This window comes from Gordonia polyisoprenivorans, assembly GCF_017654315.1.
Taxonomy (GTDB): Bacteria; Actinomycetota; Actinomycetes; order Mycobacteriales; family Mycobacteriaceae; genus Gordonia; species Gordonia polyisoprenivorans_A.
The window spans coordinates 2581648-2601451 of sequence record NZ_CP072203.1 but is presented as its reverse complement, the minus strand read 5'-3'; the positions used below and the strand labels follow the sequence as shown (position 1 = coordinate 2601451).

The following is a 19804-nucleotide window of genomic DNA, read 5'->3' as shown; positions in this document are numbered from 1 at the left end:
CCCAGATTTGCGAGAGCTGCCGCGGTCCGGTCTGCCGGCGTTGCCTCCACCGACTCGCGCATAACGCACGTCGTGTCGATGCGCACGCCGGGTGTCCACAGGTGGCGATCTGTCCACACCTGAGGAATTCGGTCATGCCATCGGGCCATCCGGGCACTTGACTGGGGAAAACCCCGTCGCCGAAAGGCCCTGCGCATGCACGCTCCCCGATTCCACACCCCGCACCCGCCAATGGCGCCTGCCACGTCGACGTCCGGAATCCCAGCCGGTCACAGTCCCCGCCGGCCGGCCACGAGGGTGCTGTTGCGCGGGGCGTGGATCGCCTGTGGCGCGGCCGGGGTCTGCTACCTCGTCGGTGGCGTCCTGTTCATGATCGGCGGCCTCGGCGGGCTCGACGCCGAGATCTCCGGTTCCGGCGGTCGGTGGTGGCGGCCGGTCCTGGTACTGGCGGCCGTTCACGGGGTGCAAGCGGTCCTCGGCGCGTGGACATCGATGGTGCTGGTGATCACGGCGTTCGTCTCGCGTCCCACGCGACACCCGGCGACGCCGGACCGAACGGCGCGCAACGATCCGACCGGACCGCTACCCGCGACGAGCGAATTCGTCGGCGCGGCGATCGCGAGTGGTGTGGTCACCCTGCCCGTGCTGATAGCGGGCGTGTGGTGGCTGCCGTTCTTCCTGTGACCTGAGGTTCTGGTGACCGGTGCTTATCGGGTCACGAACCGGCGAGCAACTCTCGGATCGCCGGTCGGAGTGCGCCGAGGAGCGCCGAGGCGCCGATGGGGGCACCCCGAGCCGCCACCGCGGCGGCGTGTGCATGGACCCGAGCGGCGGCGGCACCGGCCCAGATCGGCGGTAACCCGGCAGCGAGCAGTGCTCCGGCGATCCCCGAGAGCACGTCTCCCGCACCGGCAGTGGCCGCCCACGACGATCCGGCGTCGTTCCCATGGACGACGCCGTCGGAGTCGGCGACGAGGGTGATGCGGCCCTTGAGGAGTACGGTCACCCCCCATCGCCGGGCCAGCGACGAGACCGCGCCGAGCCGGTCCGGTCCGACCGGTTCGCCGGTGAGACGGGCGAATTCGCCGGCGTGCGGGGTGAGCAGGGTCGGCGCGTCACGCCCGACGACGAGATCGTGGTGGTCGGCGACGAGGGTGAGTGCGTCGGCGTCGACGAGCACGGGCAGATCGGTGCCCAGCACGGTGCGCAGCACCTCGAGTGCGGCGGCGTCGGTGCCCGCGCCGGGCCCGATCACCCAGGCCTGTACCCGGCCCGCATCGGAGAGATCCGGCACCGCAACCACTTCCGGGAAATGTTCGACGACCTCGGCGTGCGCGGAACCGACGTAGCGGGTCATGCCCGACGTGGCGGTGACGGCGGCGCCCGAGGCGAGGATCGCCGCGCCGGGATAGCGGTGCGAGCCGGCGATCACGCCGACGACACCCTGTGTGTACTTGTCGTCGTGGGCACCCGGTATCGGCCAGGCCTCGGCGATCTCGGTGTCCGACAACGAGTACAAGAAGGGGCCGCCCTGACGACCGATGGTTCCCGACAGCCCGATGTCGACCAGGTGGATTCGCCCACACTGTGGCCCGGCGAGCAGATGCGCGTTGCGCAGCACCCCGAAGGTGACGGTGACATCGGCGCGCACCGCGGGGTGATGGACCTCGCCGGTGTCGGCGTCCACGCCGGAGGGCAGATCGACCGCGACGACGGTCACGCCCGGGTCGAGCGCCGCGAACACCTCGGCGGCGTTGTCGCGCAACGGGCCTCGCCCACCGATGCCCACCACACCGTCGATGACGGCGTCGAGATCGGTGGGCAGTGCCGCAACGACACGCCCACCGCGACGCCGTAGCGCGGCCAGTCCGGCCGGGTGCGCCTTGTCGGGGGCGAGGAGCACGGCGGTCACGTCGACACCGCGGCGGGCGAGCTCCGCCCCGGCGAACAGGGCATCGCCGCCGTTGTCGCCGGCACCCACCACGAGCCCCACCCGGCGTCCGTAACATCCGCCCGTAGAAGCGAATTCACCGATGACGACCTGCGCGACACCGTGCGAGGCGCGGCGCATCAGCGTGCCGTCGGTCAGCAGGTGTCCGGTGGCGCGCTCTGCGGCCCGGACCTCTTCGGCGGTGAAGTGACTGACCGGCATGAGCGTGTCCGGATCTACTCGACCGTGACCGACTTGGCCAGGTTGCGAGGCTTGTCGACGTCGTAGCCACGGGCTTGCGCGACACTGGCGGCGAACACCTGCAACGGCACCGTCGACACCAACGGCTGCAACAGTGTCGGCGTCTTGGGGATCGGGATGAAGTGATCGGCAACGGATTTCGCCGATGCGTCGTCGTCCTCGGCGATCACGATGGTGACCGCCCCGCGTGCCTGGATCTCCCGGATATTGGAGACCATCTTCGAATGCAGGACCGCACGGCCGTCGGGTGAGGGCATCACGACGATCACCGGCAAGCCGTCCTCGATGAGTGCGATCGGGCCGTGTTTGAGCTCGCCGGCCGCGAAACCCTCCGCGTGCATGTACGCGAGTTCCTTGAGTTTCAACGCGCCCTCGAGCGCCACCGGATACCCGACGTGACGGCCGATGAACAGCACGGTGTTGTGATGGGCCAGCGAGTGGGCGAGCTCGCGCACCGGTTCCATCGTGCCGAGGACGTCGCGGACCGCCTCGATCATGTGCTCCATCGCCGCGAACTCACGGGCGACCTCGTCGGCGTACTTCGTCCCGCGAGCCTGTGCCAGAGCCAGGCCGACCATGTAGGCCGCCGCGATCTGGGCGAGGAAACACTTGGTGGAGGCCACCCCGATCTCGGGTCCGGCGTGGGTGTAGAGCACGGCGTCGGACTCGCGCGGGATCTGCGCGCCGTTGGTGTTACAGATCGCCAGCACGCGGGCCTTCTGGTCCTTGGCGTGCCGGACGGCCTCGAGGGTGTCGGCGGTCTCGCCGGACTGTGAGATCGCCACGACCAGCGTCGAGCGATCCAGCACCGGGTCCCGATAACGGAACTCGCTGGCCAGTTCGACCTCGACGGGCAGGCGCGTCCAGTGCTCGATCGCGTACTTGGCGAGCATCCCGGCGTGATAAGCCGTACCGCAGGCCACGACGAAGACCTTGTCGACGTCACGCAGGTCCTGATCGGTGAGGCGTTGCTCGTCGAGGACGATGCGACCCTCCTCGAGGTGGCCGAGCAGGGTGTCGGCCAGCGCGGCGGGCTGCTCGGCGATCTCCTTGAGCATGAAGAAGTCGTAGCCGCCCTTCTCGGCGGCGGCGAGATCCCAGTCGATGTGGAACGGTTTACCCGCCCGGGGATTCTGGTCGAAGTCGGTGATGGCGTAGCTGTCGGCGGTGATCACCACGACCTCGTCCTGACCGAGCTCCACTGCTTCGCGGGTGTGCTCGATGAATGCCGTCACATCGGATGCGACGAACATCTCGCCGACGCCCACGCCCACCACGAGCGGGGTCGAGCGGCGTGCCGCCACGATCGTGCCCGGGTGATCGGAGTGGGTGAACACCAGCGTGAACGCACCTTCGAGGCGGCGCAGGGCGCGGTAGGCACTCGCCACGAAGTCACCGGCGTCGGGGCCGTGAACATACTCGCGTTCGACGAGATGGACCGCGGTCTCGGTGTCGGTGTCGGAGGCGAACTCGATACCCTCGGCCTCGAGCTCGTCACGCAGCGGCGCGTAGTTCTCGATGATCCCGTTGTGCACCACGGCGAGCTTGCCGTCGGTGCTCGCGTGCGGGTGTGCGTTGCGGTCGGTCGGCTGACCGTGGGTCGCCCACCTGGTGTGGCCCATCCCGGTGGTGCCCGACAACGTCTCCCGCCCGACCCCGGCGATCACCTTGTCGAGGTTCTCCAGCCGCCCGGCCTTCTTCTCGATCGCGGTATGCCCGTGGCCGTCGAGGATCGCCACACCCGCCGAGTCGTAGCCGCGATACTCCATCCGCCGCAGCGCTTCGACCACGATGTCGAGGGCGTCACGCCCTCCCACATATCCGACGATTCCACACATAGAAGGTCAGGGTACCGGGATTCTGCGGGCGATCCGGCCACGCTGTTCGCGGGGCTTGGCGCCGAGCAGACGAGAGATGTGATCCAACTCGTGTTCGGGCTCGTCGGAGGGGTCGACAACCAGGCTCTTGCCGATGACGGCCTCCGGGTCACCAAACCCGGCATAGTCGGTGTCGCCGGCAACGGTGTGCAGGAGGAATCCCGTCATCAGTGCGCGGACCTGCCGATGTGTGGTCTTGTCGGCCCCGTTCGCCCCGAGGATCGTCTTCCAGGTGCGGCGTTCGAGAAGCCCGCGACTGGTTGCGGCAGGCAGAGTGCGCAACACCACATCACCGCCGTACTCACGCGCGAGCGGACGGGCATTGGCGTCGAAGGTGTCGAGTTCGGTCCCGGCCGCCAGGATGAGCCCGGGCGCGGTGACGCGTGGCGCGGCGGCCGGCAGCAATGCGGTCGTCGGGGCCGGGAAGATCGCCACCACACCCGACGTCGGCACCGGTTCCTGACCCAGCAACAGCTCGTCGGAGGCAGCGAGCACCGCAGCCGCGGCGCCGAAGCCGTGTCCGGCGAACCCGACCTTCGCTGAGTCGACGGTGATCCCACCGTCGCCGAGGGGTGCACTGCAGACCACACCGAGTGCCGAACGCATCTCGGCGGCAAGTCCCACATCCGAGGGCATCAGTCCGCGCTGCCCCTGTGGGAGTGCGACGACGAAACCCCACGAGGCCAGGTGGTAGGCCAGATCCCGGTATCGGTTGCCGCCGGACAGCCAGGTGTGGCCGAACGCGATGGCCGGTAACCGGGTGCCCTCGGCGGGCGTGAACACTCGCCCCTCGATTCCGACGATGCCCAGATTGCCCGCGAGCACACGGTGCGGACCGCGCCTCGTCAGCGCCTTGAACTGCTTGGCAGGTGGCTTGGACGGCTTGCTGGATCGCTTCTTGCCGGACACGGGAAACAGCCTATTCGGTTGCGCCCGCGCCGTGGGGACTGGCCTCGGCGATGTCGGCGGGCAGCAGGATCCGTGGCGTGGCGTTGTCGGCGGCATCGGCCGCGGTCTGCAGGTCGGTGCGCAGTTGCGACACCTCGGTGCGGTGCGCGAGTTGGTGGTCGTCGAGTCGGGCCACCAGCGCCTGCTGGGTCTCGCTGAACTCGCGGGAGGCGGCGGTCAGGCGCCCGATGGTCGATCGGGTGAGGTGTTCGATCTGCTCGGCCGCGTTCACTGATCACCTGCCAGGGCCAGATCGGACGCCGGGGCCCGCGGCCCCGGATTCGGGGCAGCTGGGGGTGACGAGGCGGCTTGCGATGACGGGTCGGTTTGCGGCGACGGGTCGGTTTGCGGCAACGGGGCCGAGTCCGGTGACGGCGCCGGCTGGGTACTCGAGCCGGCCTGACCTGTACCTGCCTCCTCGGCGGTGAGCGTGAACGGTACGTCGGGGCCCTCCGGGGCCGGACTCGACTTCGGCTCGACGGCCGGAGACCCGTCGGTCACCGGGACGTGCGCGGAGTGTCCGGCGGGCACGGGTCGCGCGGCGTCGGGCGTCGGTGCCTTGTCCTCGACGGGGACATCGCGCCTCTCGGCGGGTGGACCGCCGTCGCCGTCCGGCACTCGCACCCGCGCCGGTGCCTCGGTGCGCTGCGTCAGGTCCCACTCGTCGGCGGATCGGGCAAGGATCGAGAGAATCGCCCGCACACCGCTCTGGGTCGCTTGTGCGGTCGTGGTCAGCAGCGCGATCCGGGAGGTGATGTCGGCGGCGACCACCGCGGGCGGGACGCGACCGGTCAGCACCGCCACGGGGAGCTCGGACAACGGCATGCCTGCGACCAGCGGCGACGACAGCCGGGCCACCGTGCGATACCAGGTACGCAGGATCTGAGCGATGCCCGCTGCCGCGGCACTCGTCGCCTCCGCCACCGAGCGAACCACCGTCAGATCGGCCTCGGCGCGGCGCTGGTGTTCGATCACCAGACCGACGGCAACGGCTCCGGCACCCGACGACCAGCCATGGTCGAGACGTACCTGCTGTTCGGGCAGCCGATGCATCTGGTCGGCGACCACCCGGTGCACGGCGGCCAGCCGGCGTGCGTCGGCGGCCAATCCGGGGATGTCGAGCCGTCCGGTCCGCGCCAGCACTGCCCGGAGTTCGTCGTCGGGGGGAACGGCCACCCCGACGACGCGACCGGCACCGAGCACCGAGATCAGGTCCTCGACACCCGCGATCGCCCGATCACGAAGTGCCACAAGCGTTTCCGACGGATCAGCCATCCGACTCAGCTCCCGCAGCCGCGGCGGACACACCTCGCGCCGCCTCGTCGTCGGCGGCATCGATCGCGGCGAGTCCGCGCGTCAGGAGTTTCGAGAGCGCCGCGGCCGACTCCGACTGATCTCGCAGCCGTTCGGTCAGCACACGGCTGATCGCGGTGAAGCGACCGGCGAGCTCGGCATGGTCGTCATCGTCGGCGGCCCAGGTCCCGAACCGATGCTCGTCGAGGTCGCCGGCGGCCACCGCGAGTACCTGCGAGGTCTTGCGATAGAAGTCGGCGACGGCGATCACCTCGTCGATGTCGACCGACACCCCGGCCCGCGACGTCACCCCGGTCGCCTCTTCGGCCGAGACACTCTCGTGCTCCACACCGACTCCCTCCCCTGCTGACCACACTCGTCTCGAGATCTCCACCGTGAGGTTGGACGCACGCGACGTCCCCATGGTTCCCCTCACGCCGATTTCACCCATCTCACCCAAGTCTCACGTATCGGGCGCCGACGCGCGCGGCTTTTCTCCTCCGGACCGGTCGCACCGTCAGAGGTCGATACCGTGCGCGCGGACGGCGTCACCGAGCGCGGTGGGCCGCTGCTGCGGTGGGAGGTCGTGCACGAGTTCGAAGGCGGCACCGATCCGCCGCGCCCCGCCGTCGGCCTCCTCGCTGTCGCCGACCATCAGGCAGTCGTAGCCCGCCACGCCGAGCACATCGAGTGCGGCATGGAAGATCCGGGGATTGGGTTTGATCGCACCGACCTCGTAGGACAATGCGTACGCGCCGACGGTGTCGGCGAGGTCGTGCAGCGACAACACTTTTCGGAGGTCGAAGGCGATGTTGCTGACGACGCCCACGGGAATCCGCCGGGCCGACAGCGCGGTCAAGACCGTAGCGGTGTCGGGAAAGGGTACCCACGAGTGCGGGTCGAGTACCCGCTCGTACAGCGATTCCGCATGGCCGGGCACGGTCAGCCCCGAGGTGCGCAGCATCGCCAGATAGGCGCGCCGATGTTGGACGGGGTCGAGATCTCGCCGCTCCCAGGCGATCCGGTCGTCGTCGAGGATGTCGGCGGGCAATCCGACCGGCTGGGTCATGCGGCGCACCAACTCGGCTTGCGCGTCGACGTGCAGCGGCCGGCCCTGCTGATCGTGGAGGCCGGCGAACCACTCGTCACGTGCCTCGAAGCGGAAGAGCGTGCCCGAGAAATCGAACAGGACCGCCTTCGGGACACCGCTCATGACCGTGTGTGCGTCACGCGCCGGCGGTCTCGACGACGTCGGCGACGCGCGCCGCGATCGCATGCGCCAGATCCGGGGTCGGCGCCTCCACCATCACGCGAACCAACTGCTCGGTTCCGGACGGACGCAACAGAATTCGACCTCGATCACCGAGCTCGGCCGCAGCGGCCGAGACCGCCTCGGTGACCGCCGCGGCAGTGGCGACCGCGTGCTTGTCGGTGACGCGCACGTTGATCAGTTCCTGCGGCAGCACCGTCATGACGGCCGCGAGATCGGCCAGTCGCGAGGAGCTCTCGACCATCTCCGCCATCAGCAGCAGACCGGTGAGGATGCCGTCGCCGGTGGTGCCCGATGTCGGGACGACGATGTGCCCGGATTGTTCGCCGCCGAGCGAGAACCCACCGCGGCGGAGTTCCTCGAGAACGTAGCGATCGCCGACGGCGGTGGTACGCAACGCGATTCCCGCTTCCCGCATCGCGATGTGCAGACCGAGGTTGCTCATCACCGTGGTGACGAGCACGCCCTCGTGCAGGCGTCCGTGGCGGTGCAGCGCGGCCGCGAGAATCGCCATGATGTGGTCGCCGTCGACGATCTGGCCGGTCGAGTCGACCGCGAGACAGCGATCGGCGTCACCGTCGTGGGCCAACCCGAGATCGGCGCCGTGTTCGAGTACCGCGGCCTGCAGCTTTCCCATGTGGGTCGAGCCGCAGTCCTCGTTGATGTTGATGCCGTCGGGGTCGGCGTGAATGGGGATGACCGTGGCCCCCGCGGCGGCGTAGACCTGCGGGGCGATGAGAGATGCTGCGCCGTTGGCGCAGTCGACCACCACGGTCAGCGAGTCGAGCCGGACGTCGATCGCCTCGGTCAGATGCCGGGCATAACGCTGGGACGCATCGGGCGCGTCGGACAGTCGGCCGACGCCGGCACCGGTGGGGCGGGGCAAGTCGGTGTCCATCGCCGCGGCGATACGGTCCTCGATCTCGTCGTCGAGTTTGTGTCCACCGGCGCCGAAGAACTTGATCCCGTTGTCGGGCATCGCGTTGTGCGACGCCGAGATCATCACGCCGAAGGCGGCGCCGTAGTCGGCGGTGAGGAAGGCGATGGCCGGGGTGGGCAGGATGCCGACACGGATCGCGTCGACACCGGAGGCGGCCAGCCCGGCACAGACCGCGGCCTCCAGCATTTCGCCCGAGGCGCGCGGATCCCGGCCGACGACCGCGCGGGGTCGGGGGCCGGTACCGAGAACGAACGCGGCGGCCGAGGCCAGGCGCAACGCGAGCTCGGTGGTGAGCTCGGCGTTGGCCAGGCCTCGGACGCCGTCGGTTCCGAAAAGGCGTGCCAAGTCAGCGCTTGGAGTACTGCGACGCCTTGCGGGCCTTCTTCAGGCCGTACTTCTTGCGCTCGACCGCACGCGGGTCGCGCGTGAGGAAGCCGGCCTTCTTCAGGGCCGGACGATCCTCCGGGGTGACCTCGATGAGGGCACGGGCGATCGCCAGACGCAGCGCGCCGGCCTGGCCCGAGGGGCCGCCACCGACGAGCTTGGCGTAGATGTCGAACGACTCGGTGCGCTCGACGGTGACCAGCGGAGCCTTGATCAGCTGCTGGTGCACCTTGTTCGGGAAGTAGTCCTCGATGGTGCGGCCGTTGAGGACGAACTGACCGGAGCCGGGCACCAGGCGAACACGGACCACGGCCTCCTTGCGGCGACCGACGGTCTGGATCGGGCGGTCGATGACGATCGGGCCACGATCGAAGGCGGGCTCGGCGACGGCGTCGGTGTCGTAGTCGTCGGCGGCCTGCTCGACCGACTCGACGGCCTCGACGGCGGCTTCGACGGCGCTCTCGGCAGCTGCGGTGTCGTCACCGGCAGCGGCCTGGACCTCGGCAGCGTTCTCCACGGCGGCCTCGACGGCCTCGTCGGAAATGTTCTCGTTGCTCACTGGGCCACCTGCTTGATTTCGAAGGGGACGGGGCGCTGGGCCGCGTGGGGGTGATTCGGGCCGGCGTAGACCTTCAGCTTGGACGCCATGGCGCGGCCGAGCTTGGTGTGCGGCAGCATGCCGGTGATCGCTTTCTCGAGCACGCGCTCGGGGTGGCTCTCGAGCAACTCGGCGGTCGTCTGGACCTTCAGGCCACCGGGATGCCCGGAGTGCCGGTAGTTCAGCTTGCGCTCGGCCTTGTTGCTGGTCAGCGCGACCTTCTCGGCGTTGATGATGATGACGAAATCGCCACCGTCGACATGCGGGGCGTAGGTCGGCTTGTGCTTGCCGCGGAGCAGATTGGCGCTCTGCACGGCCAGCCGGCCGAGCACCACGTCGGTGGCGTCGATGACATGCCACGCGTGGGTGATGTCACCGGCCTTCGGGGTGTAGGTAGGCACAGTTGGTCCTTCAACTCTTGTCATGGATGCTGGTCGGGCACGACGGCAGAGGCTGTTCCGGCGACCAGTGGGGACCCGGGCCTCGACTACCTCCCCGCACCGCGCCCGATGAGCACGACGAGAAGGTGCCACGCACCAGCGATCCAGGTTACGCGAGAGCCCAGGTCAGGGTCAAAACGCGCGGCCCGCGTCGCCGGGAGTGGACCTCGGCATCCGCATCGTCACGCCGGGGTGATGCGCGCCGAGGCCACCGCCTGCTCGCACGGCTCGTCGACGGAGTCGCCGCCGGTACCGGCCTGACATCCGACGCTCACCTGTAGATCGTGCTCGACGAGTACGTACCAGCGGATCGGCGCACCCGACGCCGGGGCCTCGCGGTAACTGATCACATCCCGCCCGGCGAAGCGGGTCGCCGCTGAGAACTCACTGACCACGTCGTCACCGCGCTGGGCGATCCGGTTGCGCAGACTGAGCGCCACCGACGAGGGTGTCGATCCCGCCCGCACGGTGCTCTGGACCAGCAGGATGCGGCTGCCGTCCTCGGGGGCGACGAACACGGTACGCGACTGCACCGACGACGACGTCGCACCACTCGGTGCGTTCTGTTCGGTCTGCTGCCAGTCGGACGGGATCAGCAGGCTGGTACGCCCCTGGGTGACGAGGTGGTCGGCGGGCGCGGGTGGCCGATCGTGTCGGGTCGACGCCACCGCGGCGACGACGCCGACGACGAGCACCACCACCGCCAGGACCCCGGCGAGCACCCGCCCTCGCGTCAGCTCCACCCGCCGGCGCGCCGACGATGCGGCCATCTGCGCGTCGAGGTCACCGAAATCCAGCGGCTCGATGTGGGCGACGCGTGAACCCCAGCGGGCGACCAGTCGGCGATCGACGGCCACGACCCGACCGGCCACAGAGTGGTCGAGGATCAGTTCTACGGCCCGGCCCACCTCCGCCGGATCATCACCGTCGACGTAGACCGCCTCGATGCCGTCGTCGATCGCCTCCTCGACGGCCGCGGCGTCCTCGGTCGCCGAGCCGACCGGGCAGAGCACCGCGGAATCCTCGATCTCCCAGCCGATGGCTCCACGACGCAGGCGCTGCACGTCCCAGCGCGGCGGCCCCGCTGCGCGTCGGTGGGTGGGCCGGTGGGTCGTCTCGACGACGGCGCACCTGCTGACCGTCACGTCGGTATGACTGCGGGCGATGAGGATCGCCCGGGGCACCAGCGTGATGTCCGGGCGCAACGAGCCGGCGGCCCCGGTGAGCACCCCTCGGCGTACGGCACCCCAGGTGCTGGGATGACCGACGAGGACCGGCCCACGATATCCGCCGATCATCTGCGCGAGCACCTCACGCCAGCGTTGTTCGGTGCTGATCCGGACCCCGCTCGCGACGATGACGTCGGCGTCGATGTCCTCGAGCAGATCGGTGACGTCCGGGCCGCCGACGGCACCGATCGTGGTGTGCCCGTATGCGAGATCGATCACGAGCGGTCTCGCCGGTGTCGTCGTCGCGGGGCTCGGGATACCCCGGTTTGTGGTCAGCGTGCCCGTCATGAGTCGTCCGGGCCGGTCGGGTCGGTCGGGTCGGAGGTGGCGATCTGGATCATCTCCTGGGCCCGGGTGCGGGACACGAGTTCACCGCGGCCGGGGAGCAACCGCTGCATGCGGGTTCGCCCGGTGATGTATCCCTCGTCGCGGTCACCGCTCATCAGCAGCATGTCCGACGAGAGATCCTTGAGCCGCCCGATCACCGGGTCGAACAGCGCCCGCCCGAGTCCACCGGAGCGACGCGCCAACACGATGTGCATACCGATGTCACGGGCGTGGGATGCCAGATCGATCAAGGGCAGCAACGGATTCCCCGACGAGGTGGCGACCATGTCGTAGTCGTCGACGACGATGTACACGTCCGGTCCCGACCACCAGCTGCGGGCCTTGAGCGCATCGACGGTGAGGTCGTCGGGCGGCAGTCGTTTGGTGAAGTACGCGGCGAGCTGGTGCATCATCTTCGTCGCGTTCTCTCCCGAACTGGCGTACCCGGCGAGATGATCTCCGGTGATGATGCCGAGCATCGTGCGGCGGTAGTCGATCAGCACGACCTTCACCTGATCCGGCGTCGACCCGGTGACCAGACCGGAGACGATCGTCTTCAGCAGCGTGCTCTTGCCGTGTTCGACGTCGGCGAAGGCCATGAAGTGGGGCTGCACACCGAAATCCAGGATGACCGGGGCGAGTTCGAGCTCCCCCACCCCGATGGCCACCTGGTGAGGACCGAGGACGATCTCGGCGTCGGCGACGAGTTCTGCGACCCGCGCCGCGGAGATCTCGGTGCCGAGCTTGCGCACCGGTAGTGCGCGCCGATCGGGGTAGGCCAGCGAGATCGCGTCGAGGGCGAGTTGTCCGCCCATCGGCAGTGTTGCCGGAGCGGGGTCGCCGTCGAGGCGCGGTAATGCCACCAGCAGATGCATGCCGTCGGGGCTGAGCCCACGCCCCGGTCGATTGTGCGGCACCAGCGAGGCCGCTTTGCGTCCGAGTTCGGAATCCATGGCGTCACCGAGGCGTAATTCGAGTCGGCTGCCGATCAGGTCCCGCATCGCCGGGCGGACCTCGGCCCACCGGGTGGCCGTCACGATCAGGTGGACGCCATACGACAGCCCCTGGGAGACGATGATCCCGATCTGTTCTTCCAGGAACTCCATCTCCCCGCGCAACACGCCGACCCCGTCGAGTACCAGGAACACATCGCCGTGCGGGTCGTCGGCGAGCGGATCGTCGGGCCGGGTGCGGCCGGTCCGCATCCAGTCCTGGCGCCGCGCACGGTAATCGGACATCGACTCGATACCCAGACGGGCGAACCGCAATTCTCGCGCCCGCACGACCGCGGTCACCTCGGCGACAGTGCGTCGCACCGCGTCCATGTCGCCGCGGGTCGCGACCGAACCCACATGCGGTAGGCCGGCGATACCGGCAAGGGAACCCCCGCCGAAGTCCAGACAGTAGAACTGCACCTGTTCGGGGGTGTGGGTGGCGGCCGCGGCGACGATCAGCGTGCGTACCGCGGTCGACTTGCCGGTCTGCGGGCCGCCGACGATCGCGACGTTGCCTGCCGCACCCGACAGGTCGAGGACGTGCTTGTCACGCCGCTGATCGAAGGGGCGATCGATGATGCCGACCGGTACCCGCAGATCGCCGGGGGCCGACGGTGTCGAGAAGTCGCGGTCGCCGATCAACCCGTCCACGGTCGGCGACTCGTCGAGGGGCGGCAACCAGACCTCGTGGGCGCTGGGCCCGGCACCGGCGATCCGTCCGACGAGGGTCTGCAGCAGGGACGGAACGCTCACGGTTCCGGCGGTCACGCCTGCCGTCTCGGGTGGGGTGTCGGAGGCGGTGGTGGACGCGGTAGGGGGTGACGCAGAAGAGGTTGGCGCAGAAGGGGTTGGCGCAGTGGGCGGCATGACCGACAGCAGTGCGGCCGCCTGGTCGAGCACCGAGCCACCGGCACCGACGGACGCGGCGGGCGGCATCCGATCCGCCCCCGTCGTGTCCAGGCCTGAGGCATCGTCGGCGGCGTCGAACGGGACGGGCAGGGCGGTGAACATCTTCATCGCACCCCGTGACCCCGGTGCGTCACCGACCCCGGTCACGGTGTCTCGCACGTCGGCGGGCGGGTGATACGGGCCCGAGACGTAGCAGGTGTTGAACCGGATCGGCTCGCCCGCATCACATTTGAGGTATCCCGAACCGGGCACGCTGGGCAGGTGGTACGCGTCGGGCACTCCGAGTACCGATCGGGATTCGTTCGCCGAGAACGTCTTCAGACCGATCCGATACGAGAGGTGACTGTCGAGACCGCGCAGCTTGCCTTCCTCGAGTCGTTGGGAGGCGAGCAGCAGGTGAATGTGCAGCGACCGCCCGAGCCGTCCGATCGCGACGAACAGTTCGGCGAAATCCGGTTTCTGGGCCAGTAGTTCGGAGAACTCGTCGACGACGATGAACAATGCCGGCAGGGGTTGCAACGGAGCACCGGCGGCACGGGCCTGTTCGTATTCGGTGACGTTGGCGAAGTTCCCCGCCGCGCGCAATACCTCTTGACGACGATTCAATTCCCCCGACAGCGCATCCTTCATCCGGTCGACCATCGCCAGTTCCTGCTCGAGGTTGGTGATCAGCGCCGCCACATGGGGGCTGCGCTCGAGCCCGAGGAAGGTGGCGCCGCCCTTGAAGTCGACGAGGACCAGATTGAGCTCGGCGGGTGAGTGGGTGGCCAGCATCGCCACCACGAGTGTGCGCAAGAACTCCGACTTTCCCGAACCCGTTGCGCCGATGCACAACCCGTGCGGACCGGTACCGCCGTGCGCGCTCTCCTTGATGTCGAGTTCGACCGTCCCACCCGATGGCGTGTAGCCGATCGGAACCCGTAGACGGTCACGCCCGGTCCGCCCTCGCCAGTGCACCGCGGTGTCGAAGCGGGACACGTCGTCGATCCCCAGCAGCGCCGGCAATCCCGGATCGAGGGCGGTGGCCTCGGAATCGAGGCTGGCCAGCGAAGCAGCCGTCGCCAACCGATAGCGAGCCAGTCGTCGGGCGACAGCCTCGCATTCGGCGATACCCAGCGCGTCCATCGTCGCGAAATCCTCGGTGCCGTATGCGCTTCTCGCCGAGACCGTGCCGTCGGAGACCACCAGCTGCAGTCCGCGTCTGGCGGCGAGCCCGTCGGGCGGCGCGGTCAGGTCCAGCACGGTGACGCCCTCCATGCCGGCGTCGTTGACGAGGCGTTCGGCCCCGGTCACCCTGCCGTCGTCGATGATCACCACCAGGTGCACCCGACCGGGTGTCGGCGGCGCCGATCGGGAGAACCGTCCACGGTCGGCCAGTTCGGCGGCGAGCGCGGTCTCCAGATCTGCCAGCGTCGGGAAGATCATCCGCATCGGTCCGACGGCGTCGGCCAGCGAGGGATGCCCGACGTGCGGTAGCCATTTCGCCCAGTCCCAGGCCTCACCGGCCGGGTCGGCGGTCACCACGGCCACCCGCAGATGGTCCGGTCCGTGGAAGGCACACAACTCGATGACCATGGCGCGCAACAGTTCTCGGGTCTCCTGGCGAACTCCCTCGATGTTGATGGCGGGAAAGCCCCGCAGCGATATCGCAGTCGGTAATCGATGCACCACCGAATGTGTCCGGACGAATCGCCGCAACGCGACCATCGACACCGGCTCGAGGTCTTCCAGCGGCCCGGTCTCCGGTGGCACCAGACGGGTGGCCAATCGCTGCGTACCCAGGCCGACCCGCACATGTGCGAAGTCGTTGTCGGCCGGTCGCCGCTCCCACATCCGGCGCGTCCCGATCAGATCGGGAATGCCGCGCGGGTCGGGATGGCTCCAGGCCAGCGCCGCACGCTGTGCACCGCTGGTGTCACCGACCTGCGTGCGCAGCCCGGCGAGATAACGGAAGTAGTCCTTGCGTTCCTCGTTGAGTTCGGCGGCCTTCTTGCCGCCCCCACGTCCTCCCGCTGCAAACATGCCGAACATCGACATCAGCATCATCAGCGGGAACATCATGAACAGTGGATTGGTCAGGATGTTGCGCCCGCCGGTGGCGAACATCATCGCCAGCATCCCGATGACCGCGACCACCATGATCACCGGCAGCAATTTCAACAACATCCCGCCCGGCACCACCCGCGGCACATCGGGGGGCGGCTGGATGTTCAGTTCACCACCGGGCGCGCGCGGTGGCGTGATCCGCGGCCGCCGCACAAAACCGTCGGTTGTGCTCACCTGTCCCCCTCGTCCCCTCTACCTTGCCCCTCGCGCGTTGTCCCCCGTCGACTCACCGGGACGTCCTGGGCGCAGTGTTATCCACCGGAACGAATAGGACATCTCACCCAAAGCCGAACGTGTGGTTATGGTAACTGCGAATCAAGGGGGAGGAACGTCGAGATGTCATCTGTGGATACCCGACCAGCGGCACCCGCCAAGAACGGTGCGCTGCGGGCGTCGGCGCCGTCGATCGAACCCGCATTGGTACGGGTGTCGGTACTCGGCGGCAACACCCAGCTCGACGTCGCACTTCCGGCTGCGATCCCGGTGGCCGCCCTCATCGGCGATCTCGTGGCCCAGATCGAGTCCCGCAGCCCGCGCCGGCACGACCCCGACGACACCGAGCCGGATCCGAGCGGCGACAACGTGCTCGATCGGCGGTCCCGATGGACCCTGTCGCGCATCGGGCAGCCGCCGCTGCCGGTGAATCGTTCGCTCGCCGACTCCGGGGTACGTGACGGCGATCTACTGATGGTCACCTCGGTACGTACCGACGACTCACCGGCTCTGTTCGACGACGTCGTCGATGCCGTTGCGCGCCTGAACGAATCACGCTTCGCCAACTGGTCGGCGCCGGGAGCCCGGGTGATCGGATTCGCGGCGGCGATCCTGGCGGCAATCGTCGGCGCGGTCGCCCTGGCCGGGATGCGGTGGCATTCCGACGTCTGGTGGCCGGCGATCCCGGCCGCGACGATGACGCTGGCGTTGGTCACCGCCTCGGCCATCGTCGCCCATCGGTATCGCGACGACACCACGGCGACGGTCCTGGCCGCCGCGGCCGCACCGACGGCGTTCGTGGCCGGCATGCTCACCGTCCCGGGCGATTTCGGCTCCGCGCATCTCTCGCTCGGTTTCGCGGTGGTGGTACTCGTCTGCGTGGTGTCCTATCGGCTGAGCGCGGTCGGCGCGGTGATGCATGCCGCGCTGCTGACCGCATCGGTGCTCGGTGGCGCGATCTCGGTGGCGGTTCTGCTCATCGACACCTCGACGCGCAATGTCGCCGCGGTCGGCGCGGCCGCGGCGTTACTGGTTGTCGCGATGGCGCCGCGGCTGACGATCGTGCTGGCGAAGCTCCCTCTGCCGCCGGTGCCGACGGCCGGTGTCCCACTCGATCCGGACGACGCCCAACCCGTCCCGACCATCGAGGGCATCGGCGCGATCGGAGCGATGGCACTTCCGAAAGCCGATGCGCTCGAGCGTCGTTCGTATCTGGCGAACGCCTACCTTACGGGCATCGTGGCCGGTGCCACCGCGGTGATCGGCCCCACTGCGGTCATCACCGCCACTCCGTGGACCGGGGTCGACACCAAGTCGATGGCATTGGCGGTCATCCTGGCCGTTGTGATGTGTCTGCGCGGGCGCTCGCACAGCGATCTCGTGCAGGCGTGTGTCCTGATCTCCGGCGGCGTGCTGACCCTCGCCGCGCTCGTCGGTTCGTTGGCGGCGGTCGACGGGTGGTGGCCGTTCGTCGGATTCGTCGTCGCGGCGACAGCTCTTGTCGTAGCGCTCGTCCTCGGTGTGATCGCACCCGGACACGAGTTCTCGCCGGTGATGCGACGCCTCGCCGAGCTCGGCGAGTACGCCCTGATCGTGGTGATCGTGCCGCTGCTCGTCTGGATTCTCGATCTGTACCAAACGGTTCGGGACATCTAGTGGTCCGTCACGGAGCCGGGCAACCGGCATCCGGCGGTGTCGGTCGTCGCCGCTTTCCTGTCCGCCTCGCCGTGGCACTGGCCGTCATCACGCTCATCGCCGTCTCGGGCGGTGGGCCCGCCTTCGCGCTCAATCCTCCTCTGGTCGACCCGGGGGCGTTGAACCGGTCGGCGCCGGTGGCGCCGCCGGAACCCACCGAACAACGCACACTGTGCGCGCGGCCCGTCGCCGTCACCGCTGCGAGCCACCCCTCCCCCGCTCAGCAGATGATGAATCTGGAAGAGGCCTGGCGCTTTTCGCGCGGAGCGGGGCAACGCGTCGCCGTGATCGACACGGGCGTCACGCCGCATCCCCGACTCCCGCGGTTGCGAGGTGGAGGCGATTACGTCTCCACCGGCGACGGACTCGCCGACTGTGATGCGCACGGGACGCTGGTGGCCGGGCTCATCGCGGGCTCGCCGTCGTCCGACGACGCCTTCTCCGGGGTCGCCCCGGATGCCTCGATCATCTCGATTCGCCAGTCCAGCAGCGCCTTCGACGCCAAGAATCGGCGTCGCGACGACGCGGACCCGGCCGTCGGCGGCGGATACGGGTCGGTGAGCACCCTCGCCAACGCGGTGGTGCGCGCCGTCGACCTCGGTGCCACGGTCATCAACATCTCCGAGGTGGCGTGTTCACCGGCGGGTGGCCGGCCCGCCGACCGCTCGCTGGGTGCCGCGATCCGCTATGCCTTCGACCGCAACGTGGTCGTGGTGGTCGCGGCGGGCAACCTGTCACAGGGGTCGGCGTGCGCCGAACAGAATCCTGCGCCGGTGCCCGGCGATCCCGACGGATGGGGATCGGTGCGGACGGTGGCGAGCCCCGCGTGGTTCTCGCCATACGTACTCGCGGTGGGTTCGGTCGATGCCGGCACCGGGGCTCCGAGTTCGTTCAGCCTGCACGGGCCGTGGGTAGACGTCGCGGCGCCGGGTACCGGGATCATCAGTCTCGACAGCACTCCCCGGAGTCCGGCACTGGTCAACGCGCAGCGGAGCAATTCGGGTCCGCAGCCGTTGCTGGGTACCAGCTTCTCCACCCCGTTCGTCGCCGGCACGGTGGCGCTGGTCCGCGCGCGGTATCCGGCGTTGTCGGCGGGTGAGGTGATGGACCGCATCGTCCGCACTGCGCACGCCCCGGGCACCGGCCACGACCAGGCAATCGGTCACGGGGTCATCGACACTGTCGCGGCGCTGACCGCCGAACTGCCCGACGGACCGCTCGCCGATCCCGAGGTGCCCGCACCGATCGCGGCTCCCGCGGTGGCGCCGGCACCCGATCACACCCCGCGCAACGTCGCGCTGGTGGGCGTGGGGCTCGCCGCGGCCGTCGTGGTGGCGGTTCTGGCGCTCTCACTGCCTCATCGTCGGGTCCGTCGACTCGACCCGGACGAGTACTGACCGGACCACCGGTACGTCGTCTCCGATGGTCGGGTTACTTGGCCGTCCGAGCCGGCCGCAGTTCACGCGGCAGGGCGAAGGTCAGCGTTTCCTCGGCGGTGGTGACCTTCTCGACGGAATCGAAGCCGTACTCGGAGAGGAAGTCGATGACCCCACGGACCAGGACCTCCGGCACCGACGCACCTGAGGTGATGCCGACGGTCTCGACGCCGTCGAGCCACGCCGGATCGATCTCCCGCGCATAGTCGACCAGGTAGGAGGCCGACGCGCCGTTCTGCAGTGCCACCTCGACCAGCCGCACGGAGTTCGACGAGTTCTTCGAGCCGACGACGATCACCAGGTCGCACTTCGGGGCCATCGCCTTCACGGCGACCTGACGGTTCTGGGTCGCATAACAGATGTCGTCGCTGGGCGGGTCGTTGAGCTCGGGGAATCGCTCACGGAGGCGGCGCACAGTCTCCATCGTCTCGTCCACCGACAGCGTGGTCTGGGAGAGCCAGATGACCTTCGATTCGTCACGCACACTCACGGTGTCGACGGCGTCGGGACCATCCACGAGCTGGATGTGCTCCGGCGCCTCCCCCGCGGTGCCCTCGACCTCCTCGTGGCCCTCGTGGCCGATGAGCAGGATGTCGTAGTCATCGCGGGCGAAGCGCTTGGCCTCCTGATGCACCTTGGTCACCAGCGGACACGTCGCGTCGATGGTCTTGAGGTTGCGTTGCGCGGCGGTGCGGTGCACCTCCGGGGAGACGCCGTGCGCGGAGAACACGACGATGGCGCCTTCGGGTACCTCGTCGGTCTCGCCGACGAAGATCGCGCCACGCTCGGCGAGGGTGTCGACGACGTGCCGGTTGTGCACGATCTCCTTGCGGACGTAGACGGGCGCACCGTGCTTGTCGAGTGCACGCTCGACGGTCTCCACGGCGCGATCCACGCCGGCGCAATATCCTCGCGGTTCGGCGAGCAGGATGCGCTTGGATTCAGTCATGTCC

At 69.0% G+C, this 19804-nt stretch carries 16 protein-coding genes; 3 read left to right on the top strand and 13 right to left on the bottom strand.

Annotation, left to right across the window (positions count from 1 at the left end; all coding sequences use genetic code 11):
* Positions 1–195 precede the first annotated feature (195 nt).
* Positions 196–684, top strand: a complete 489-nt coding sequence (locus tag J6U32_RS11705) for a hypothetical protein (protein WP_208795592.1) — start codon at positions 196–198, stop codon at positions 682–684.
* Positions 685–715: 31 nt separating this feature from the next.
* Here J6U32_RS11705 and J6U32_RS11700 read toward each other — a convergent pair whose 3' ends face one another.
* The 12 genes from J6U32_RS11700 to eccCa all read right to left on the bottom strand — a co-directional run bounded on the left by J6U32_RS11700 (position 716) and on the right by eccCa (position 15681).
* Complete coding sequence (locus tag J6U32_RS11700) at positions 716–2152, bottom strand: NAD(P)H-hydrate dehydratase (RefSeq protein WP_208795591.1); 1437 nt, start codon at positions 2150–2152, stop codon at positions 716–718.
* 14 nt (positions 2153–2166) lie between these two features.
* Positions 2167–4029, bottom strand: coding sequence for a glutamine--fructose-6-phosphate transaminase (isomerizing) (gene glmS, locus J6U32_RS11695; protein WP_208795590.1), 1863 nt, complete (start codon positions 4027–4029; stop codon positions 2167–2169).
* Between the two features lie 6 nt (positions 4030–4035).
* Positions 4036–4977, bottom strand: coding sequence for an alpha/beta hydrolase (locus J6U32_RS11690; RefSeq protein WP_208795589.1), 942 nt, complete (start codon positions 4975–4977; stop codon positions 4036–4038).
* Positions 4978–4987: 10 nt separating this feature from the next.
* Positions 4988–5248 carry a hypothetical protein gene (locus J6U32_RS11685; protein ID WP_208795588.1) on the bottom strand — a complete coding sequence of 87 codons (261 nt, stop codon included), beginning with the start codon at positions 5246–5248 and terminating at the stop codon, positions 4988–4990.
* A complete protein-coding gene (locus J6U32_RS11680; protein WP_208795587.1) occupies positions 5245–6291 on the bottom strand; it encodes a hypothetical protein in 1047 nt (348 codons plus the stop codon). The genes J6U32_RS11685 and J6U32_RS11680 overlap by 4 nt, the downstream gene beginning before the upstream one ends.
* Positions 6284–6658, bottom strand: a complete 375-nt coding sequence (locus J6U32_RS11675) for a hypothetical protein (protein ID WP_208795586.1) — start codon at positions 6656–6658, stop codon at positions 6284–6286. Before J6U32_RS11675 ends, J6U32_RS11680 begins: the two co-directional genes overlap by 8 nt.
* 168 nt (positions 6659–6826) lie before the next feature.
* A complete protein-coding gene (locus J6U32_RS11670; RefSeq protein WP_123926298.1) occupies positions 6827–7522 on the bottom strand; it encodes an HAD family hydrolase in 696 nt (231 codons plus the stop codon).
* A 13-nt stretch (positions 7523–7535) separates the two neighbouring features.
* Complete coding sequence (glmM, locus tag J6U32_RS11665; protein WP_208795585.1) at positions 7536–8864, bottom strand: phosphoglucosamine mutase; 1329 nt, start codon at positions 8862–8864, stop codon at positions 7536–7538.
* Position 8865: 1 nt separating this feature from the next.
* Complete coding sequence (rpsI, locus tag J6U32_RS11660; RefSeq protein WP_208795584.1) at positions 8866–9462, bottom strand: 30S ribosomal protein S9; 597 nt, start codon at positions 9460–9462, stop codon at positions 8866–8868.
* Positions 9459–9902, bottom strand: coding sequence for a 50S ribosomal protein L13 (gene rplM, locus J6U32_RS11655; RefSeq protein ID WP_208795583.1), 444 nt, complete (start codon positions 9900–9902; stop codon positions 9459–9461). Before rplM ends, rpsI begins: the two co-directional genes overlap by 4 nt.
* Positions 9903–10123: 221 nt before the next feature.
* Positions 10124–11458 carry a type VII secretion-associated protein gene (locus J6U32_RS11650; RefSeq protein WP_208795582.1) on the bottom strand — a complete coding sequence of 445 codons (1335 nt, stop codon included), beginning with the start codon at positions 11456–11458 and terminating at the stop codon, positions 10124–10126.
* Entirely contained in the window at positions 11455–15681 is a 4227-nt protein-coding gene (gene eccCa / locus J6U32_RS11645) for a type VII secretion protein EccCa (RefSeq protein ID WP_208795581.1), read from the bottom strand. Before eccCa ends, J6U32_RS11650 begins: the two co-directional genes overlap by 4 nt.
* Before the next feature lie 162 nt (positions 15682–15843).
* On the opposite strand from eccCa, the gene eccD reads away from it, so the two are divergent.
* Together eccD and mycP are read left to right on the top strand one after the other, a co-directional pair.
* Positions 15844–17376: a type VII secretion integral membrane protein EccD gene (gene eccD / locus J6U32_RS11640; protein WP_244332823.1), complete on the top strand. Its 1533-nt coding sequence runs from the start codon at positions 15844–15846 to the stop codon at positions 17374–17376.
* A gap of 71 nt (positions 17377–17447) precedes the next feature.
* Positions 17448–18812, top strand: coding sequence for a type VII secretion-associated serine protease mycosin (mycP, locus tag J6U32_RS11635; protein ID WP_208795580.1), 1365 nt, complete (start codon positions 17448–17450; stop codon positions 18810–18812).
* Between the two features lie 34 nt (positions 18813–18846).
* Here mycP and J6U32_RS11630 read toward each other — a convergent pair whose 3' ends face one another.
* Entirely contained in the window at positions 18847–19800 is a 954-nt protein-coding gene (locus J6U32_RS11630) for a 4-hydroxy-3-methylbut-2-enyl diphosphate reductase (protein WP_014359464.1), read from the bottom strand.
* Between the last annotated feature and the right edge of the window lie 4 nt (positions 19801–19804).